18 protein-coding genes are annotated in these 20,805 nt (G+C 61.7%); 7 read left to right on the forward strand and 11 right to left on the reverse strand.

Going from position 1 to position 20,805, the window contains the following annotated elements:
• Nucleotides 1-8: 8 nt before the first annotated feature.
• On the forward strand, nt 9-2,960 hold the full coding sequence (locus tag N005_RS12730) for an HD domain-containing phosphohydrolase (RefSeq protein ID WP_047701526.1): 2,952 nt from the start codon (nt 9-11) through the stop codon (nt 2,958-2,960).
• A gap of 119 nt (nt 2,961-3,079) precedes the next feature.
• On the opposite strand, the gene N005_RS12735 is transcribed toward N005_RS12730, so the two are convergent.
• The gene (locus N005_RS12735) at nt 3,080-3,562 is read right to left on the reverse strand and encodes a GAF domain-containing protein (protein WP_047701527.1); all 483 of its coding nucleotides are present in this window, start codon (nt 3,560-3,562) and stop codon (nt 3,080-3,082) included.
• A complete protein-coding gene (locus N005_RS12740; RefSeq protein ID WP_047701528.1) occupies nt 3,559-4,449 on the reverse strand; it encodes an ATP-binding protein in 891 nt (296 codons plus the stop codon). Before N005_RS12740 ends, N005_RS12735 begins: the two co-directional genes overlap by 4 nt.
• Before the next feature lie 163 nt (nt 4,450-4,612).
• On the opposite strand from N005_RS12740, the gene N005_RS12745 reads away from it, so the two are divergent.
• The gene (locus N005_RS12745) at nt 4,613-6,934 is read left to right on the forward strand and encodes a hybrid sensor histidine kinase/response regulator (protein ID WP_047701529.1); all 2,322 of its coding nucleotides are present in this window, start codon (nt 4,613-4,615) and stop codon (nt 6,932-6,934) included.
• Here the strand turns inward: N005_RS12745 and N005_RS12750 are convergent.
• From N005_RS12750 to msrB, 3 genes are all read right to left on the reverse strand, one after another.
• Nucleotides 6,918-7,379 carry a MarR family winged helix-turn-helix transcriptional regulator gene (locus tag N005_RS12750; RefSeq protein ID WP_041020687.1) on the reverse strand — a complete coding sequence of 154 codons (462 nt, stop codon included), beginning with the start codon at nt 7,377-7,379 and terminating at the stop codon, nt 6,918-6,920. The genes N005_RS12745 and N005_RS12750 overlap by 17 nt on opposite strands.
• Nucleotides 7,376-7,861, reverse strand: coding sequence for a glutathione peroxidase (locus N005_RS12755; protein ID WP_041020686.1), 486 nt, complete (start codon nt 7,859-7,861; stop codon nt 7,376-7,378). The genes N005_RS12750 and N005_RS12755 overlap by 4 nt, the downstream gene beginning before the upstream one ends.
• A gap of 257 nt (nt 7,862-8,118) precedes the next feature.
• Nucleotides 8,119-8,514 (reverse strand): peptide-methionine (R)-S-oxide reductase MsrB, encoded by a 396-nt coding sequence (msrB, locus tag N005_RS12760; protein WP_047701530.1) that lies wholly within the window; start codon nt 8,512-8,514, stop codon nt 8,119-8,121.
• A gap of 217 nt (nt 8,515-8,731) precedes the next feature.
• On the opposite strand from msrB, the gene N005_RS12765 reads away from it, so the two are divergent.
• Entirely contained in the window at nt 8,732-9,943 is a 1,212-nt protein-coding gene (locus tag N005_RS12765) for a pyridoxal phosphate-dependent aminotransferase (RefSeq protein WP_047701531.1), read from the forward strand.
• Between the two features lie 299 nt (nt 9,944-10,242).
• Nucleotides 10,243-11,130: a protease HtpX gene (gene htpX / locus N005_RS12770; RefSeq protein WP_041020684.1), complete on the forward strand. Its 888-nt coding sequence runs from the start codon at nt 10,243-10,245 to the stop codon at nt 11,128-11,130.
• Between the two features lie 159 nt (nt 11,131-11,289).
• Here htpX and N005_RS12775 read toward each other — a convergent pair whose 3' ends face one another.
• On the reverse strand, nt 11,290-11,943 hold the full coding sequence (locus N005_RS12775) for a thiopurine S-methyltransferase (RefSeq protein WP_047701532.1): 654 nt from the start codon (nt 11,941-11,943) through the stop codon (nt 11,290-11,292).
• Between the two features lie 103 nt (nt 11,944-12,046).
• Here N005_RS12775 and N005_RS12780 point away from each other — a divergent pair, with 103 nt between their 5' ends.
• The gene (locus tag N005_RS12780; protein WP_047701533.1) at nt 12,047-12,814 is read left to right on the forward strand and encodes a DODA-type extradiol aromatic ring-opening family dioxygenase; all 768 of its coding nucleotides are present in this window, start codon (nt 12,047-12,049) and stop codon (nt 12,812-12,814) included.
• 197 nt (nt 12,815-13,011) lie between these two features.
• On the opposite strand, the gene N005_RS12785 is transcribed toward N005_RS12780, so the two are convergent.
• Nucleotides 13,012-14,685, reverse strand: a complete 1,674-nt coding sequence (locus N005_RS12785; RefSeq protein ID WP_024776698.1) for a DEAD/DEAH box helicase — start codon at nt 14,683-14,685, stop codon at nt 13,012-13,014.
• A gap of 440 nt (nt 14,686-15,125) precedes the next feature.
• Complete coding sequence (locus N005_RS12790) at nt 15,126-15,881, reverse strand: spermidine synthase (RefSeq protein WP_047701534.1); 756 nt, start codon at nt 15,879-15,881, stop codon at nt 15,126-15,128.
• A gap of 139 nt (nt 15,882-16,020) precedes the next feature.
• On the opposite strand from N005_RS12790, the gene N005_RS12795 reads away from it, so the two are divergent.
• Nucleotides 16,021-17,367: a class II 3-deoxy-7-phosphoheptulonate synthase gene (locus N005_RS12795; RefSeq protein WP_047701535.1), complete on the forward strand. Its 1,347-nt coding sequence runs from the start codon at nt 16,021-16,023 to the stop codon at nt 17,365-17,367.
• Between the two features lie 77 nt (nt 17,368-17,444).
• On the opposite strand, the gene N005_RS12800 is transcribed toward N005_RS12795, so the two are convergent.
• Both N005_RS12800 and N005_RS28215 read right to left on the reverse strand, forming a co-directional pair.
• Nucleotides 17,445-18,710 carry a winged helix-turn-helix domain-containing protein gene (locus N005_RS12800; protein WP_052126389.1) on the reverse strand — a complete coding sequence of 422 codons (1,266 nt, stop codon included), beginning with the start codon at nt 18,708-18,710 and terminating at the stop codon, nt 17,445-17,447.
• A 64-nt stretch (nt 18,711-18,774) separates the two neighbouring features.
• Entirely contained in the window at nt 18,775-18,993 is a 219-nt protein-coding gene (locus N005_RS28215) for a DUF1127 domain-containing protein (protein WP_081993263.1), read from the reverse strand.
• A gap of 97 nt (nt 18,994-19,090) precedes the next feature.
• Here N005_RS28215 and N005_RS12810 point away from each other — a divergent pair, with 97 nt between their 5' ends.
• Nucleotides 19,091-19,945, forward strand: coding sequence for a LysR substrate-binding domain-containing protein (locus tag N005_RS12810; protein WP_024776693.1), 855 nt, complete (start codon nt 19,091-19,093; stop codon nt 19,943-19,945).
• On the opposite strand, the gene N005_RS12815 is transcribed toward N005_RS12810, so the two are convergent.
• Nucleotides 19,935-20,684, reverse strand: a complete 750-nt coding sequence (locus N005_RS12815) for a sulfite exporter TauE/SafE family protein (protein WP_047701537.1) — start codon at nt 20,682-20,684, stop codon at nt 19,935-19,937. The two genes, N005_RS12810 and N005_RS12815, sit on opposite strands and share 11 nt — an antisense overlap.
• Between the last annotated feature and the right edge of the window lie 121 nt (nt 20,685-20,805).

The raw sequence follows: 20,805 nt of genomic DNA on the forward strand, positions 1-20,805 counted from the left end.
TGACTGCAATGCCCAGCGCGCCGCGCCCGGAACAACGCCGGTTTCCCCTGCACGTCCACATCAGCGTGATGTTTACACTGCTTTTGCTGCTGACCGGTGTGGTGCTGGGGGTCTTCAACTACCGGCAGACGACGCAGATCATCCTGTCCAGCAGTGAAAAACTGTTCAACCGGATCGAACAGGACGTGCGCCTGGACTTGTACGACACCTACGAACCGATCCGCCATGTGCTGAGCCTGCTGGCCGACTATCCGGCGATACAGGCATCCACTACGGACCAGCGCCTGGCCCTGCTCGGGCCCTTCAGCCAGGCGCTGAGGGACAATCCGAACCTGGCATCGTTGTACCTGGGCGATAGCAAGGGCGACTTCCTGATGGTCCGGCCGCTGCGCACCGACGCACTGAAGAGTGCCTTGAAAGCGCCCGCCAACGCGTTTTATCAGGTCTGGACCGTGGAACGCGCAAACCCTGTGGGCCCGACCCGCTCCCAGTCATTGTTCTACGACCAGGCACTGGTGCTCATCAGCCGCCAGGACAACCCCGACGACGCCTTCGATCCGCGCCGCCGAAGCTGGTTTCGCAGCGCACTGGAGACCGCCGGCCAGATCACCACCGAACCCTACGTGTTCTTCTCCACCCACGACATCGGCACTACCCTCGCCCGGCGCAGCGGCGACCAGGCGGTCATCGGTGCCGACCTGACCCTGGCGGCCCTTTCCCAGACCCTTGCCAAGCACAAGGTCACCCCGGGCACCGAGATCGTATTGCTCGATCCACTTGGCAACGCGGTGGGCTACCCCGACAGCAACCGATTGCTGACCGACACCCACTCGGCACGCCTGATCAAGGCCCGCGACCTTAATCCGGCTATCGCCGCCGCGCTGGACGAAAGCGCTGATGCCTCGCGCCTGGAGGCGGCTGGACGTCGGTGGATCGTTTCCCGCAGCCATATGCAGGAAGGCGGCCCCCACGGCCTGGAACTGGCGTTGCTGGTTCCGGAAGACGAACTGCTGGCCGATGCCTATCGCATGCGCTGGCAAGGCGCGCTGATTACCCTTGTCACCTTGCTGCTGTGTCTGCCTCTGGGCTGGTTGACCTCCAGGATCCTGGTCAAGCCTTTGGACGCGCTGGTGCAAGAAGCCGATGCCATTCGCAGCTTCGACTTCAATTACCCGATGTCCCGTCGCTCCCTGGTGCTGGAGGTCGATCAGCTGAGCCTGTCGATGGCCCGAATGAAAGAGACCCTGGCAAGCTTCTTTGAAATCACCGCCAGCCTGCGCGCCGAGACCCGCTTCGCACCGCTGCTGGAGCGGGTGCTGTTCGAGACCGTGAATATCGGCCAGGCCCAGGCCGGCCTGATCTACCTGAGGGAGAACGACAGCGACCGGGTAAACCCTTATGGGCTGGTGATCGAGCAGACCCCGCAGGACCTGGCCGCCTTCGAATTGCAAGGTCACGCCCTGACCGGCAACGACAGCCCTCCCTGGCTCCAGCAACTGGCTGTGTCGGATAACCTTGTCACTTCCCTGGGTTTCGAGCAGGCGGGAGACCTGCAGGGCGTCCTGCGGGCGCTGGACTCTCCGCGGGTCCATCTAATCGGCATTCACCTGCGCAACCGTCACCAGGAAACCGTGGGGATCCTGGTACTGCTGATCACCGACAGCGGCACCGAAGCCGACCTGGAGAAATTGCAACCCGACCGCATCGCGTTCCTGCAGGCGGTATCCGGTGCCGCCACCGTGAGCATCGAAAGCCAGCGCCTGCAGGCCAGGCAAAAACAATTGCTGGACGCCTTCATTCAACTGCTGGCCGGTGCAATCGACGCCAAGAGCCCCTACACCGGCGGCCATTGCCAGCGAGTCCCGGCCCTGACGCTGATGCTCGCCCAGGCCGCCGCCAACAGCCAGGCACCGGCGTTCGCGGGCTACCAGCCGACGGAAGATGAGTGGGAGGCCTTGCACATCGCCGCCTGGCTGCACGACTGCGGAAAAGTCACCACTCCCGAGTACGTGGTGGACAAAGCCACCAAACTGGAAACCCTGAACGACCGCATCCACGAGATCCGGACCCGCTTCGAAGTGCTGAAACGCGACGCCTGGATCGATTACTGGCAGGCCATGGCGATGGGGGGCGAGCCATCTTCACTGGCGCAGTCACGGGATGCGACACTGGCCGGCCTGGACGATGACTTTGCCTTCGTCGCCCGCTGCAACCTGGGCTCCGAAGCCATGGCCGATGCCGATTTGCAACGCCTGCAACGCATTAGCCAACGCCAGTGGACCCGGACCCTCGATGATCGGCTGGGAGTTTCCTGGGAGGAAAACCAGCGCCAGGCGCGCACCCCGAAGCCAACGTTGCCGGTGACGGAACCGTTGCTGGCCGACAAGCCCGAGCATCTGTTCGAGCGCCACGCTGCCGAAGTGATTCCGACAGACAACCCGTGGGGCTTTCAGCTGGACGTCCCGCAATGGAAATACAACCGTGGCGAACTCTACAACCTCAGCGTCAGGCGGGGCACGCTGACCCGTGAAGAGCGCTACGTCATCAACCACCACATGGTGCAAACGATCATGATGCTCAGCCAGTTGCCCTTCCCCGGTCATCTGGACAACGTGGCGGAAATCGCCGGCGGTCATCACGAGAAAATGGACGGCACCGGCTACCCCAAGCGACTCAAGCGCGAGCAGATGAGCCTGCCGGCGCGCATGATGGCGATTGCGGACATTTTCGAAGCACTGACAGCGGCCGACCGCCCGTACAAGAAAGCCAAGAAACTGAGCGAAGCCCTGGGCATCATGGCAACCATGTGCCGCGAGGCCCACATCGACCCCGAGCTGTTCGGGCTGTTCATCGATGAACAGATCTACCTGGGCTACGCCAACCAGTTTCTCGATCCGCAGCAGATCGATGACGTCGACACGGAAAGCCTGTTGGCCCAGGCGGGATTGCGGTCATGCTGATCGCGCCACAATCCCTGTGGGAGCGAGCGTGCTCGCGATCGGTGGTTCAGTTGAAAACGATGTCGACCATGCCGCCGCCATCGCGGGCAAGCCTTGCTCCCACAGAAGTTCCTGCCTATTCAGCAATCGGTCAGACGCAGGAAAATCTCCGCCAATTGCTCGATGCCAGCCTGGTCATGCTCGCTGAAACGCGCCAGTTTCGGGCTGTCCAGGTCGAGCACGCCAATCAGGCGCCCGTCCTTGAGCAGCGGTACCACCAATTCGCTGTTCGACGCGCTGTCGCAGGCAATGTGGCCGGGGAAGGCGTGGACATCCTCGACACGCTGGGTCTGGCCGGTCGCCGCCGCCGTGCCGCAGACACCTCGCCCGAAAGGAATCCGCACACAGGCGATCTGGCCCTGGAACGGCCCCAGCACCAGTTCCTCGTTGCGATTGAGGTAAAAACCGGCCCAGTTCAAGTCGTCCAGCTGGCTGAACAGGAAAGCCGAGAACTGCGCAGCGTTGGCGATGAAATCCCGCTCATCCGCCAACAGGGATTCCAGCTGTGCCGATAGCAAGCCGTAGCCGTCGAGGCCCATGCCCATACTCTTCAAATCGATCATGCCTTGTGCTCCAGGAGTTTCAGGCCCACCCAATAACGGGCAAACTGATAGGCGCAACGGCCGTTGCGGTTGCCGCGCCCGGTGGCCCAGCGTACCGCCAGTACGTCCAGCGCTTCGTCACGCTGCCAGGCCAGCCCGGCCTTCGCCGCCAGTTCGCCGATCCAGTGCTCCACCACGTTGAGGTAATGCTCCTGGGTAAACGGATAGAACGACAGCCACAATCCGAAACGGTCGGACAACGCGATCTTGTCCTCCACGGCTTCGCTGGGGTGAAGCTCGCCATCGACCCGTTTCCAGTTCTCGTTGTCGCTTTCCTTCTCCGGCACCAGGTGACGGCGGTTCGACGTGGCGTACAACAACACGTTGTCCGGCGCCTGTTCGAGAGAACCGTCCAGCACACTTTTAAGCACGCGGTAATCGCCCTCGCCGGATTCGAACGACAGGTCATCGCAGAACAGCACGAAGCGCTGGGGCAGCCTGGCGATCTGCTCGACCACCCGCGGCAAATCGGCCAGGTGATCGCGCTCGATCTCGATCAAGCGCAGGCCATCGTCTGCATGCTCGGCCAGCAAGGCACGCACCAGGGACGACTTGCCAGTCCCCCGCGACCCCCAAAGCAGCGCATGGTTGGCCGGCATGCCGTCGATGAACTGCCGGGTGTTGCGACCCAATTGCTCGACCTGACGATCGACGCCGATCAGGTCCGACAGGCGCATGTCGAGACTGACCTGCAGCGGCAGCAGATAGCCGCTGCGTCCGTCGCGCTGCCAGCGGGCGGCCAGGGTCACGGTCCAGTCGATGGCGGGCCGGGGAGCGGGCAACAGAGGCTCGATGCGAGCCAGTACGGCATCGGCGCGCTCAAGAAAAGCATTCAATCGGGCGTCCACGTCTTCTCCTCGGACAAATTCACAGTAATGATGGCGCTGCTGCGCCGAAACGCCGCTCTCAAGGATGAGTCCAACCCATCCAGCACACACCGGCCGCGCCGGTATCCGGAGATGATCAGCTATGCTTGACCGGCGAAGGGAAACGTAAGTGGTTCACCATTCCATGGACATCAGATTCACCCAACGGCTGTCTTACAAGCAGGCCCGACTGACCGTCCTGGTGGGCTTCGTGCTGGGCACCTTGCTCAGTCTGATGCAGATCGGCATCGATTATGCCAGCGAAGACGCGTCGATCAACCGCGAGATCCTGTCGTTGCTGGAAATCAGCCACAACCCGGCCTCGCGCATCGCCTACAACATCGATGCCGAATTGGCCCAGGAGTTGGCCCTGGGCCTGCTGCGCTCGCCCGCCATCATCGGCGCCGAGCTGGTCGACAACAACAATACCGTGCTGGCCAATGTCAAACGCCCCGAACTGCAGAACAGTTACCGTTTCATCAGCGATTTCCTGTTTGGTGCCCAGCGCCGGTTCGAAGACCGTCTCTACCTGGACCATCTGCCCAATGAATCCCTGGGCGTGCTGCGACTGGACGTCGACACCTATGCTTTCGGCAGTCGCTTCCTGCGTCGGGCCGAGGTCACGTTACTCAACGGCTTCGCCCGCAGCCTGATCCTGACCGGCCTGTTATTGGCCTTGTTCTACGTGATGCTGACCAAACCCCTGGTGCGGGTCATCCGCGAGCTGAGCAGCCGCGACCCGGGCAGTAATGAACAGAGCAGCCTGGAATGCCCTACCGGCCATCAATACGACGAAATCGGCGTACTGGTATCGGTCGCCAACCAGCAGTTCGAAAATATCTCCACCGAAATCCAGCAGCGGCGCATGGCCGAAAATCGCCTGACCGAATACCTGGCGCAGCTGGAAAACATCGTCTCGGCTCGCACCGCCGAACTCAAGGCCATCAACGCCCGCCTCAGCCAGTCCAACGAAGAACTGGAAGTGGCCAGGCGTACTGCCCTGGACATGGCCGAGGCCCGCTCCGCGTTCCTGGCCAGCATGAGCCATGAAATCCGCACACCGCTGAACGGCCTGCTGGGCATGATCGCCCTGTCCCTGGACGGCCCCCTGACCGCCGAACAACAGCAACAGCTATCGATCGCCCATGACTCCGGCAAGGTGTTGGTCGAGCTGCTCAACGACATCCTCGACCTGTCGAAATTCGATGCCGGCCAACTGGAACTCGAACGCATCCCGTTCGATCTCGGTTCCCTGATCGAAGACACGGCCAACCTGCTTTCGCAGAATGCCGCCCCCAGCGTCGAGCTGGCCTGCCTGATTGATCCGCAATTCCCGGCACAAGTGCTCGGCGACCCGACCCGCGTGCGCCAGATCGTCAGCAACCTGTTATCCAATGCCCTCAAATTCACCCGCTTCGGCCGGGTCGATGTGCGATTGAGCGCCTATGAAGGTGGAGTGCGGATCGAGGTCTGCGATACCGGCATCGGCATTCCTCAGGATGCCCAGGCAAGAATCTTCCAGCCCTTCACCCAGGCCGGCGCCGGCATTACCCGCCAGTTCGGTGGCACCGGGCTGGGCCTGGCACTGACCAATAACCTCTGCGAAGCCATGCAGGGCCGCTTGACGATCAGCTCCGAAGCCGGTTTCGGCAGCCAGTTCTGCGCCGACCTGCCCCTGCCCTGCCACACGCCAGCGGCACCGGTCGAACCCTTGCGTGGCAATATCGTCGCCATTACCGCCAACAGCAGCGGTCTGGCCGAGCTGCTGGACATGCTGCTACCCGGTTGGGGATTGGACTACCTGAGACGTTCGGTGGATGACAGGTTGCAGGGCCTCAAGCCTGATGTTCTGATCACCGACTGCCCCGAGTGCCTGTTCAACTTGCGGCCAACTTTCAACGCACCGATCCTGCTCGTCACCGCCTACGGTAGCTTCATGCCCAGCGAACAGGCCGCCGCCCTGGCCCCGCTGCTTCAACAGGCCCGGCCACTGGCGCGCCATGCGCTGTATCAGATCCTGCGTCGCGCCCTGCAAAGCGAGACGACCACCATCAATGACACGCAGATCGAAGCTCTGCCACCGTCCAGGCGCGCCCGAGTGCTGCTGGTGGAGGACAATCCGGTCAACCAGTTGGTCGCCAAGGGCATGCTGGTCAAGCTCGGCTGCGAAGTGCTTGTCGCCGCCCATGGCGCCGAGGCCCTGGATCAACTCGAACGGAGCACTTTCGACCTGGTGCTGATGGACTGCAACATGCCGGTGATGGACGGCTACGAAGCCAGTCGGCAGATTCGTCGCAGCGGTCGCTGGCCGGACCTGCCGATTGTCGCGCTGACGGCCAACGCCATGCCCGAGGAACGGGAACGCTGCCGGGGTGCCGGCATGACTGATTACCTGTCCAAGCCATTCCGCCGCGAAGAACTGGCGGCGATGCTGGATCAATGGGTACCGACTACGTCAGCGCTTTGATCTGCCCCAGCAGATGATCGAGACCGTTACGCAACTCCCCCAGGCGGTCGAGATCAATCCCGCTGTCGCACAGCAGGCGGGCCTTGAGGGGACCGACCTGCTCGCGCAACGCCCGCCCCGTCGGGGACAGGCTCAGGTGCACCTCCCGCTCGTCCCGGGCCGAACGCTGGCGCTGGACCAGGTCCAGTTGCTCCAGGCGCTTGAGCAGCGGCGTCAACGTGCCGGAATCCAGCAACAGCCGTTCACCCAGGGCCTTGACCGTGGGTTGTTCCGGCGCAGTGTCCTGCCATTCCCACAACACCAGCATCGCCAGGTATTGCGGGTAGGTCAGGCCGAGCTGGTCGAGCATCGGCTTGTAGCCGCGGATCACAGCCCGCGAAGCGGCGTACAGCTTGAAGCACAACTGGCTGTCGAGCTTCAGCGAATCGACGGGCACGTCATTCATTTGAGCAGGGCTTCGATCTCATGGGTCAGGTCCTGGGGTTTGGTGGTCGGGGCGAAACGCTTGACCACCTGACCATCCTTGCCCACCAGGAACTTGGTGAAATTCCACTTGATGCCCTTGGACCCGAGCACGCCGGGCGCCCGCTGCTTGAGCTGGACAAACAGCGGATGGGCGTTGGCACCGTTGACTTCGATTTTCTTGAACAACGGAAAACTCACGCCGAAGTTCAGCTCGCAGAACTCGGAAATCGCCCCTTCATTGCCCGGTTCCTGCTTGCCGAATTGATTGCAGGGAAAGCCCAACACCACCAGGCCGCGATCCTTGTAGGTTTGCCACAACTGCTCAAGCCCCTTGTACTGCGGGGTGAAACCGCACTGACTGGCGGTGTTGACCACCAGCACGGCCTTGCCGGCGAAATCGGCCAGGGTCTTTTGCTCACCCTTGATGGTGGTGCAGGGAATGCTCAGCAGGTTGTCGCTCATGACAAGGCTCCGTCGGAATGGGACTGACGTGCAAGATAGCGAGCAATTCAATTGCGTGCAATTTAATTACCGAGGATATCCGCGTCCCTTTGTAAACTTTCAAAGGCTTCTCGTGGCGAGGGAGCTTGCTCCCGCTGGGCTGCGGAGCAGCCCCCCCAAGGCCGACGCAAACGCTCCTATAAGCCGCATCTGCAAATGACGACGGCTGCGCCGCCGAGCGGGAGCAAGCTCCCTCGCCACAAAGGGCCTCGCCGGATTTACTCCCGTGGAACGAGATCCAGGCACACCGAGTTGATGCAGTAACGCAAGCCGGTGGGAGGCGGCCCATCGGGAAATACATGACCCAGGTGGGCATCACATTTGGCGCAGACCACTTCGGTGCGGATCATGCCGTGGCTGACATCCCGGACCTCCACCACCGCGCTGCCCTCGATGGGCGCGTAGAAACTCGGCCAGCCGCAACCGGAATCGAATTTGGTCTGCGAATCGAACAGCGGCTCGTTGCAGCAAATGCAGTGATATACACCATCGGTCTTGGTGCCGTTGTACTTACCCGAGAACGGCCGTTCGGTGCCCTTCAACCGACAGACGTTGTACTGCTCCGGGTCGAGCATGGCGCGCCATTCCTCAAGGGTTTTCTCCAACTTTTCCATCGTCCCACCTCGGCAATTGAAAAAGCCCGATCCGACGCTTTTCCGCGGGTCGGGCGGCACGTATGATTGCGCCTCGTCAGCGCCAGTCTGGCAGTCGCGTCATGGGTATTCAAACGGATTGTGACGCCATGCCGCGTCAGGCCCGCCACAGACGCAAGATCACCAGCACGGCCGTCCATACGCCGCCTGGATCGTTCATCTTCGGGAACACATCGCCATGCAGGTCAGCAAATCGAACAAGCTCGCCAACGTCTGCTACGACATTCGCGGCCCGGTGCTCAAGCACGCCAAACGCCTGGAAGAGGAAGGCCATCGCATCCTCAAGCTGAACATCGGCAACCCGGCGCCCTTTGGTTTCGAAGCGCCCGATGAAATCCTCCAGGACGTCATCCGCAACCTGCCGACCGCCCAGGGCTACAGCGACTCCAAGGGCCTGTTCAGCGCGCGCAAGGCCGTGATGCAGTACTACCAGCAGAAGCAGGTCGAAGGCGTTGGTATCGAAGACATCTACCTGGGCAACGGGGTGTCCGAGCTGATCGTGATGTCCATGCAGGCCCTGCTCAACAATGGCGACGAAGTGCTGGTACCGGCACCGGACTACCCGCTCTGGACCGCTGCCGTGAGCCTGTCCGGCGGTAACCCCGTGCATTACCTGTGCGACGAACAGGCCAACTGGTTCCCGGACCTGGCGGATATCAAGGCCAAGATCACCCCGAACACCAAGGCGCTGGTCATCATCAACCCGAACAACCCGACCGGCGCGGTGTACTCCAAGGAAGTGCTGCTGGGCATGCTCGAGCTGGCCCGCCAGCACAACCTCGTGGTGTTTTCCGACGAGATCTACGACAAGATCCTCTACGACGATGCCGTGCACATCTGCACCGCGTCCTTGGCGCCGGACCTGCTGTGCCTGACCTTCAACGGCTTGTCCAAATCCTACCGGGTGGCGGGTTTCCGCTCCGGCTGGATTGCCATCTCCGGTCCAAAGCATCATGCCCAGAGCTACATCGAAGGCATCGACATGCTGGCCAACATGCGCCTGTGCGCCAACGTACCGAGCCAGCACGCGATCCAGACGGCGCTGGGCGGCTACCAGAGCATCAACGACCTGGTCCTGCCGCCGGGCCGGCTGCTGGAACAGCGCAATCGCACCTGGGAACTGCTCAACGACATTCCCGGCGTCAGTTGCGTCAAGCCGATGGGCGCGCTGTATGCCTTCCCGAAGATCGACCCGAAGGTCTGCCCGATCCACAACGATGAAAAGTTCGTGCTCGACCTGCTGCTGTCGGAAAAACTGTTGATCGTCCAGGGGACGGCGTTCAACTGGCCGTGGCCGGACCATTTCCGCGTGGTGACCCTGCCGCGGGTCGACGATCTGGAGCAGGCCATTGGCCGGATCGGCAACTTCCTCAAGTCCTACCGACAATAAGCCGTAGCGCGCGAGGCCCCTCGCCTCGCGCGCTGTTTGATTCAGCAACATATCCGCTCCGCCGGCCCCGGCAGGCCTTCTACACTGAATCCTCAGCAGCGGACGGGCGACGGGGCCCAACGTTCACGGGGCAAGGACGACATCCGGCTTTTCCTCAGTGACTTTCAGAAAAGTCTTTCATTCATTTAGGACGCCTGTAGGACACAGTTTGAAATAGTCGCTGAGTTGAATAGCCTGCGGCAGCACCTTATATACCCCGCATAACGCTACATCTTTAGCATGAGGAGATTGCTACCACCATGATGCGCATCCTGCTGTTCTTGGCCACTAACCTGGCGGTCGTGCTGATTGCCAGCATCACCCTGAGCCTTTTCGGCTTCAACGGGTTCATGGCGGCCAACGGGGTTGATCTCAACCTCAATCAGCTGCTGATCTTCTGTGCGGTGTTCGGCTTCGCCGGTTCCCTGTTCTCGCTGTTCATCTCCAAGTGGATGGCGAAGATGAGCACCAGCACGCAGATCATCAGCCAGCCGCGCACTCGCCACGAGCAATGGCTGCTGCAAACCGTCGAGCAGCTGTCCCGTGAAGCCGGCATCAAGATGCCGGAAGTCGGGATTTTCCCAGCCTATGAGGCCAACGCCTTCGCCACGGGCTGGAACAAGAACGACGCACTGGTCGCCGTCAGCCAGGGTCTGCTCGAGCGGTTCTCCCCGGATGAAGTCAAAGCCGTTCTGGCCCACGAGATCGGCCACGTCGCCAACGGCGACATGGTGACCCTGGCCTTGATCCAGGGCGTGGTGAACACCTTCGTGATGTTCTTTGCCCGCATTATCGGCAACTTCGTCGACAAGGTGATCTTCAAGAACGAAGAAGGCCAGGGCATTGCCTACTACGTGGCGACCATCTTCGCCGAACTGGTACTGGGCATCCTCGCCAGCGCCATCGTCATGTGGTTCTCGCGCAAGCGCGAATTCCGCGCCGACGATGCCGGCGCACGCCTGGCCGGCACCAGCGCCATGATCGGCGCCCTGCAACGCCTGCGTGCCGAGCAAGGTTTGCCGGTACACATGCCCGACACCTTGAATGCCTTTGGGATCAACGGTGGCATCAAGCAGGGCCTGGCTCGCCTGTTCATGAGCCATCCACCGCTGGAAGAGCGTATCGACGCACTGCGTCGCCGCGGTTGATCGTCCGGAGCTGAAGAGAATTGTGGCGAGGGAGCCTCGATGATCGTTCCCACGCTCTGCGTGGGAACGCCTCAACGGACGCTCCGCGTTCGGCCTTTAGGGACGCAGAGCGTCCCAGACTGCATTCCCACGCAGAGCATGGGAACGATCACCCGCTACTCAGCGATTGAAAATTCTGTATACCCGCTCATCCAACCGGGTCACCCCGGCCTGCAGGAACTTCCAGCTTTCCCCCAGCACATCCTGCTCCTGCAAGACCTCCAGCTTCCAGTTGCTCCCCAACAACCGCCGCACTTCATCATCACTCACGGAAAATGGCGGGCCTGGCATTTCAGCCTGGTTGTATTCAAGGGTAATCAGCAAACCGGCGCAGCTTGGCAGGACGCTTTGCAGGTGCGCCGTGTATCGCTCACGCATCTGCCCAGGCAAGGCAATCAACGCTGCCCGATCGTAAAGCGCCACGCAATCGTCCAAGTCATCCCGACCCAAGGCAAAGAAATCACCGCAACGGATTTCGATGTCCCCGGCACGGAATACCTTGAAAGCCCCCTCTTCGCTCACACTCGGCTTCAACTGATGTTCATCGAAAAAATCAGTAATGGCCTTCTCCGACAGTTCCACCCCCAATACCGAATGCCCCTGCTGGGCGAGCCACAGCAGATCCAGGGTTTTGCCGCACAACGGCACCAGTACCCGGCTGCCCTGCGCCAAACCCAGTTGCGGCCAGAATCGCTGCAGGTACGGATTGACTTCCGACGAATGAAAACCGATCTGATTGGTTGACCAGCGCTTATGCCAAAACTCGGGCTCCATGATTCGCTCCAAAAATTCGATCAAAACAGGTTAAAACTTATATTAGATTTAGATCATTGACCTGACAGAAGATGACCACATCTTAACGCTCAGGAGCTCGTCCATGCTGCCCAGCCTGTTTATTTCCCACGGCTCACCGATGCTCGCCCTCGAGCCCGGCGACAGCGGCCCGGCGCTGGCTCGCCTGGCCGCGCAATTGCCCAGGCCTACAGCCATCGTCATTGTGTCCGCCCATTGGGAAAGCAGCGAACTGCTGGTCAGTGCCAATCCACAACCGCGTACCTGGCACGACTTCGGCGGCTTCCCACCGGCCCTGTACCAAGTGCAATATCCCGCACCGGGAGAGCCGGAACTGGCCGCCCGGGTGGCCGAGCTTCTCAACGCCGCGCATCTGCCGGCACGACTCGACGTCCAGCGGCCATCCGACCACGGCGTCTGGGTACCACTGTCCTTGATGTATCCCCAGGCCGACATCCCGGTGGTGCAGGTTTCCCTGCCCAGCGACCAGGGACCCACGCTGCAGACACGGGTCGGCCAGGCGCTTGCGAGCCTGCGCCAGCAGGGCATCCTGTTGATTGGCTCCGGCAGTATCACTCACAACCTGCGCGACCTGGACTGGAACGCCGGCCCCGAGAGCGTCGAGTCCTGGGCGAAGGATTTTCGCGACTGGATCGTGGAGAAACTGGCGGCCGACGATGAGGCCGCCCTGCATGATTACCGTCGCCAGGCCCCCAACGCCGTGCGCAGCCACCCCAGCGACGAGCACCTGCTGCCGCTGTATTTCGCCCGCGGTGCCGGTGCCAGGTTCAGCGTGGCTCATGAAGGATTCACGATGGGAACGCTGGGGATGGACATCTACCGGTTCGATTGATCCAGGAACCGAGTCGCGCCCTTCGCGAGCTGGCTCGCTCCCACATGGGATCTCTGTGGCCACCCAAACCCTGTGGGAGCGAGCCTGCTCGCGAAAGGGACAACACCATCAACAGACCGAACACCAAACGACAGGCATAAAAAATCCCCGAACCAGTCGGGGATTTTTCATGCTCGATCAATCAACCCAAGGGCCGATCAGTCTTCGCGATAACGACGCAGCTTGAGTTGCTTGCCGGCTACGCGGGTGTCCTTGAGCTTGGTCAGCAATTTCTCCAGACCATCTTCCGGCAGTTCCACCAGGCTGAAGCTGTCACGCACCTGGATGCGACCGATGGCTTCACGGGCCAGGCCACCCTCGTTGAGGATCGCGCCCAGCAGGTTCTTGGCAGCGATGCCGTCACGGGCACCCAGGGCGGTACGGCAACGGGCACGGCCTTCGGCCAGCGGGATCGGTGCACGACGCTCGCGGTCGCCACGGTCCGGACGGTCACCGCTACGCTCGGGACGATCGCCACGTGGTGCACTGTTCGGCACCAGAGGACGTTCCTTCTCGATGGCAGCCAGGTTCAACGCCTGACCATTGGTGGCCTTGCGCAGCAGGGCGGCGGCCAGGGCACGTGGGCTGCAACCGATGTCGGCAGTCAGGCGATCGAGCAGATCACCGTGGGTCGATTCGGCGTCAGCCACCAGTGGCGACAGGCTGTTGGTCAGCTTCTTGATGCGAGCATCGAGAACGGCCTGGGCGTCCGGCAGGCGAACCTCGGCCACCTTCTGCCCGGTGACACGCTCGATCACCTGCAGCATGCGACGCTCGCGCGGCGTCACCAGCAACAGTGCGCGACCTTCACGACCGGCACGACCGGTACGGCCGATACGGTGAACGTAGGATTCAGGATCGTACGGCATGTCCACGTTGAACACGTGGGTGATGCGCGGAACGTCCAGGCCACGGGCAGCCACGTCGGTCGCCACAACGATGTCCAGGCGACCATCCTTGAGGGAGTCGATCACGCGCTCGCGCTGGTTCTGGGCGATGTCACCGTTCAGCGCAGCAGCCTTGTAGCCTTTGGCTTCCAGGGCGCTGGCCAGGTCCAGGGTCGCTTGCTTGGTGCGCACGAACATGATCAGGGCGTCGAAGTCTTCCACTTCCAGCAAGCTGAGGACAGCGGAGGTCTTCTGGTCGGCGTGAACCAACAGGTGAGCCTGTTCGATCGCGGTGACGGTCTGGGTCTTGCTCTGGATCTTGACGTGTTTCGGGTCTTTCAGGTGACGCTCGGCGATCGCACGGATCGACTGCGGCAGGGTGGCCGAGAACAGTACGGTCTGACGGGTTTCCGGCATGGCCTTGAAGATCACTTCCAGGTCATCCATGAAGCCCAGCTTGAGCATTTCGTCGGCTTCGTCGAGAACCAGGTGGTTCACGGTGGCCAGGACTTTCTCGTCGCGACGCAGGTGGTCGCACAGACGGCCAGGGGTGGCGACAACGATTTGTGCGCCATTACGGATGGCTTTCAATTGTGGGCCCATCGGCGCGCCGCCGTAGACAGCCACAACCGTTACGCCCGGCATTTGCTTGGCGTAGGTTTCGAAAGCAGTTGCAACTTGCAGCGCCAACTCACGGGTTGGGGCCAGGATCAGAGCTTGCGGCTCGCGCTTGGACGGATCAATGCGGTGCAGGATAGGCAAGGCGAACGCGGCGGTCTTACCCGTACCGGTTTGCGCCTGACCAATCATATCGTGACCGGCGAGAATGATCGGGATCGACTGCTGCTGAATGGCCGAAGGCTCTTCATAGCCGGTAGCGACTACTGCAGCGACAATATTGGGATGAAGTTCAAGAGCGGCGAAGCCGCCGATTTCCTGGGTCATGGGTCTGCCTCTAAGTGCATCCGCAAAGACCCATGCTCCAAAGCTGCACATGCCGTGTTGAGACTCAAGAGTCGCCCTGGCAGCTTTGTCGGCGGGGATTTGCGAAAACGAATGAATGAAAAAGAACGTCGTGGAAGCATCCGTTGTGCGGACATGCAACCGAAGCTGGCTTCGAAATTGCGCTACCTTGACGCGGCCCGGCTAAAGGCCGGCGCGCACTATACCGGAATTCGCCTGAAAAGGGAGATTTTTTTAGAGTAGCTAAAACGTTTCACGCAAGGAGTGCAGCCCAGCCACAGGGACCTGTGGCGAGGGAGCTTGCTCCCGCTCGGCTGCGCAGCAGACGCTGCTCTTATGGGGCCCAGATAGCCAGGGGCCGCTTCGCGCCCCAGCGGGAGCAAGCTCCCTCGCCACAAAAAATTTTCGACCTGGCAAGTCAATCAGGTTGCCGGTCGGATAGCCTTGATCAACGGCAGCAACGAATAGCCCAGCCGTGGCGCCAACGCTTCGGCACGGGCGATCAACCCTTCCATGTCCATTGTCTGCTCCAGGTCCGCGGGCACGATCAGGATCACGTTGCCCTCCTTCACCGGCAGCTCCCAGTAGTGCCGGTGGTACAAACCGCGCAACAACGCCGCGCCCAGCGGCTTGCCGTCGTCGGTGGCCCACTGGTTGATCACCAGCCAGCCGCCGGGGTTCAGGCGCTTCTGGCAGTTTTCCAGGAAACCCCAGGCCAGGTGACCGACGCCGGGGCCGACATCGGTGTAGAGGTCGACGAAAATCAGGTCCGCGGGCTCTGCGGTTTCCAGCAACTCCAACGCGTCGCCGACACGGATGTACAGCCGTGGATCGTCATCCAGGCCCAGGTATTCGATGGCCAGGCGCGGCACGTCGGGGCGCAGTTCGATGGCCTCGACGTCTTCCAGCGGCAGGAACCGGAGGCAGGCCTGGGTCAGCGTACCGGCACCCAAGCCCAGGAACAGCGCGCTTTCCGGTTGCTCGTGGCACAACGCGCCGATCAGCATCGCGCGGGTGTAGTCATATTCGAGCCAGCTTGGATCGGCCGTGAACACGCAGCTCTGCTCGATGGCATCGCCGAATTCGAGAAACCGGTAATCGGCCACTTCGAAGACCCGGATCATGCCGAACTCGTCGTGCACCTCGGCGAGCAGATGCTCGACGCGCTCCTCTGTCATTTCATCTCCTGATGGTTGCCGGGCGGGCGGCGGCAAAAGCGCGATTGTCGGCCAAGCGACGGGAACAGGTCACGCACTAATTTGCCGATAACTTTGCTGATAACATGGCCGCCCGAGCGTCAACCACCTAGAGATCATGATGAGCCAACCCTGGAGCCCTGACAGCTGGCGCGCCCTGCCGATCCAGCAACAACCCCGCTACCCCGACGCGGCGCACCTGCTGCAAGTCGAGCAGACCCTCGCCAGCTATCCGCCGCTGGTGTTTGCCGGAGAAGCCCGGGAACTGCGTCGCCAGTTCGCCGAAGTCACCCAGGGCCGGGCCTTTTTGCTGCAAGGCGGCGATTGCGCCGAAAGCTTCGCGGAGTTCTCGGCGGCGAAGATCCGCGACACCTTCAAGGTCCTGCTGCAGATGGCGATCGTCATGACCTTTGCCGCCGGTTGCCCGGTGGTCAAGGTCGGGCGCATGGCCGGGCAGTTCGCCAAGCCACGTTCGGCCAACGATGAAACCATCGACGGGGTCACCCTGCCGGCCTACCGGGGCGACATCGTCAACGGTATCGGCTTCGACGAGCAGAGCCGCGTGCCGGACCCGGAACGCCTGCTGCAGTCCTACCACCAGTCCACCGCCACCTTGAACCTGTTGCGGGCCTTCGCCCAGGGTGGGTTTGCAGACCTGCACCAGGTGCACAAGTGGAACCTGGACTTCATCGCCAACTCGGCCCTGGCGGAAAAATACAGCCACCTGGCCGACCGCATCGACGAAACCCTGGCCTTCATGCGTGCCTGCGGCATGGACAGCTCGCCGCAACTGCGCGAAACCAGCTTCTTCACCGCACACGAAGCGCTGCTGCTCAATTACGAAGAAGCGTTCGTGCGCCGTGACAGCCTGACCAACGATTACTACGACTGCTCGGCCCACATGCTGTGGATCGGCGACCGCACCCGCCAGTTGGACGGTGCCCATGTCGAATTCCTGCGCGGCGTGAACAACCCGATCGGGGTCAAGGTCGGCCCGAGCATGAACCCTGACGACCTGATCCGCCTGATCGACGTACTCAATCCGGACAACGACCCGGGCCGGCTGAACCTGATTGCGCGGATGGGCGCGAACAAGGTCGGCGATCATCTGCCACAACTGCTGCGAGCCGTGCAACGCGAAGGCAAGCAGGTGCTGTGGAGCTCCGATCCCATGCATGGCAACACCATCAAGGCCAGCAGCGGCTACAAGACCCGGGACTTCGCGCAGATCCTCGGCGAAGTGAAGCAGTTCTTCCAGGTCCACGAAGCCGAAGGCACTTACGCCGGCGGCATTCACATCGAGATGACCGGGCAGAACGTCACCGAATGCATCGGCGGCGCACGGCCGATTACCGAGGACGGGCTGTCGGACCGTTATCACACCCATTGCGATCCGCGGATGAATGCCGACCAGTCGCTGGAGCTGGCGTTCTTGATTGCCGAGACATTGAAGCAGGTTCGGCGCTAGCGTCGTTCAGATTGCCATCGCGAGCAGGCTCGCTCCCACAGGTGATTCGGCGAACACAACATTTGTGAACAGCACGGTCAATGTGGGAGCGAGCCTGCTCGCGATGGGGCCGGATCAATCACCGAGATCCCGGCCAAAGCCCCCGCCAACCGAACCCCACTCGCCCGCTGGCAATTGAGCTGAACCCGCTCCAGCCCCAACCAGTCGGCCATGCGCCGCAGATTCATCGCCAACGTCTGTATCCCCTTCTCGTCCAACCCTGGCTGCTCCTCATGCACAGCGTGCACCGCCAACCGGCCATGGGCTCGCTCCGCCCGCAGGTCCACCCGAGCGGCAATGCGTTCGTTGTGCAGGAACGGCAATACGTAATAGCCATACACCCGCTTGTGCGCCGGGGTGTAGATTTCCAGTCGATAACGGAAGTCGAACAGCCGTTCGGTACGATTGCGCTCCCAAACCAATGAGTCGAACGGCGAGAGCAAGGCGCTGGTCGTCACGTTGCGGGGAATTTTCCCTGTCGGCAGACACCAAGCCGGCTGCTTCCAGCCTTGCACCTGACAGCGCCACAGCTCACCGGCTTCCTCCAGCTCGGCCAGGCGCCCACGGCTATCGGCCGGATCGAGACGGAAATAGTCGCGCAGGTCTTTCTCGGTCCCTACGCCCAATGCCCCGGCGGCATGCAGCAGCAAGGCGCGCTGGGCCTGGGCCTCGTCCGGAACCGGTTGTTCCAGGATCGAAGCCGGGAACACCCGCTCCGGCAAGTCGTACAGCCGCTCGAAGCCGCGTCGCCCGGCCACCGTGACCTCGCCCGCGGCGAACAGCCACTCCAGCGCATGCTTCTCGGCACTCCAGTCCCACCAGGGGCCGGCCTTTTCCGCCCGAGTGGACAGGCTCCCAGCGCCCAGGGCGCCTTGCTCCCGGACCGCCGCCAGGACGCGATGAATGACATCCTGCCGCTCACGGCCGAACCGCGCCAATTGTTGATAGATGCCTTCGCCACGAGCCGCGCGGGCCATGCGCCAACGCATCAGCGGATACATCGACAGGGGCAACAACGACGCTTCGTGCCCCCAGTATTCGAACAGCGTGCGCCGTCGCCCCAGGCTCCAGGCAGCTTGATCGAGCAGTTCGGGGTTGTAGTGACCGAGGCGGGAAAACAGCGGGAGGTAATGCGAACGTACCAGGGCATTGACCGAATCGATCTGCAGCACGCCGAGGCGTTCGATCAGGCGATTGAGGCGTGAGGGTTGCACCGAAGCCGGCGGCAGCCGCCCATGGAATCCCTGGGCGGCCAACGCCAGACGCCGGGCCTGTTTGAGGGTAAAGGATACAGTCGCGGGCATGGAGATCTCCTTCTCTGCTCGCAACCTACCTCACCAGTTATCGATTTGTGTAGGGAGGGATGGCTCATTTGTGCAGTGGGTCATCCCAGAATGGCCGAACCACTTCCTGTTCTACATCTGCACGGCTGACGCCGATGTCCTTGAGCGCCTCGTCGCTCAGACCGGCGAGCAACTCACGCTCGTGGTGCAATTCATACCAGCGGCTAAACTTGTGCAGCAGGTCGCCGAGGGAAAAATGGAATGAATGTCTATCTATCGATACGTATCCTTTCTGACCTTTCATCGTGATGTCCTCCGTTGGGGGTGGTTCAAGTCTCGCCCCAAGGCTAAGATCAATCCAACGAATGTTTCTTATGCAATACATCTCGGAGATTGATCAATTGTCGAGTTACCCGAGCATCGATACGGAAGTGCTGCGGACCTTCGTCGCCATCGCCGACCAGGGCGGGTTTACCCGCGCCGGTGAATTGGTCAATCGCACCCAATCCGCCGTCAGCATGCAGATGAAGCGCCTCGAGGAAGATGTATTGCAGCGACGGTTGTTCGAGCGTGACGGGCGCCAGGTCAAACTCACCGCCGAAGGCCAGGTGCTGCTGGGTTATGCCCGACGCATCCTCAAGCTGCACAGTGAGGTGTTCAATACCCTGCGTGAACCGCACATGGTCGGCACCGTGCGCATCGGCACGCCGGATGACTACGTCATGCGCTTCCTGCCCGGCATCCTGCAGCGCTTCGCCCAGTTCTATCCGTTGATCGAGATTGAAGTGCACTGCGAATCGTCCAAGCAGTTGCTGCTGCGCCAGGACCTTGACCTGTCCATCGTTACCCGCAAACCGGGGGATGAAATCGGCCAGCTATTGCGTAAGGAACGCTTTGTCTGGGCTGAAGCGGCGTGCTTCAGCGCCCATGAGAAAACACCGCTGCCGCTGGCGATGTTCAATAGCGATTGTTTCTGCCGGCAATGGGCCTGCAATGCCCTGGATGCCATGGGCCGCGAATATCGCGTGGCTTATAACAGCTCCAGCCTGTCGGCCCTCATGGCAGTGGTGGGCGCGGGACTGGCGATCACCGCGCAACTGGAAAGCCTGCTGACACCGGACATGCGCGTGCTCGGCGAGGCCGAAAACCTGCCGGAGCTGCCCGAGGCCAGCATCATGCTGATCCGCAACCTGCACAATCCCTCGCCCATCACCGAGTGCCTGGCCGAGCACATCGTCGAAGGCTTCAAACTTTAAAGGCGAGCAGGACCGCGCACAGCACCAGGAACCCGCAGAACAGCCCGCGCAACAGCCGCTCCGGCATGGCGTGGGCGACTTTGACGCCCCAACTGATGCTCAGCAGACCGCCAACGGCCAATGGCAAACCGATCCACCAGTCCACCTGATGGTGGAATGCATAGGTGGCCAGGGTGACGCCGGTACTGGGCAAGGCCAGCGACAACGACAATCCTTGGGCGACCACTTGGGTAGTGCCGAACACGCTGGTCAGGATTGGTGTCGCGACGACAGCACCGCCGACACCGAACAGACCGCCCATGGTCCCGGATGCCGCCCCCAGCACCCCCAGCCATGGCCAGCCGTGGCGCATCTGCGCTGAAGCCGGTGCGGTGGCGGAAAACATTCGGATCAGGTTATAGGCCGCCAGGGCGACCAGGAACGCGACGAAGCCGATTCGCATGCTTTCGGCGTCGACACCGACGGCCCAGATCGAGCCGAGCCAGGCAAAGCAGAAACCCATGGAGGCCAGCGGCAGTACATGACGCAATTCGATGCGATTGCGCTGGTGATAACGCCACAGCGCGAGCATCACATTGGGAACCACCATCACCAGGGCGGTGCCCTGGGCGATCTGCTGGTCCAGACCGAACCATACGCCCAGCACCGGAATCGCGATCAGCCCTCCACCGATACCGAACAATCCCCCCAAGATGCCCAACGCAGCCCCCAGCACCAGATACAATGCAACTTCGATCACAGACGTTCCCCCTTCATCAGGGCGTCTATCCTACGCAGTTGGCGTCAGTGGGGAAACGCAACATCTGATCAGAACGTCGGAATTATCTGGCGCCTTAAAGATTCGCACGCTAGATTCATAG

Origin of the sequence: Pseudomonas mediterranea CFBP 5447 (assembly GCF_000774145.1) — a bacterium.
In the GTDB taxonomy this organism is placed as follows: Bacteria; Pseudomonadota; Gammaproteobacteria; order Pseudomonadales; family Pseudomonadaceae; genus Aquipseudomonas; species Aquipseudomonas mediterranea.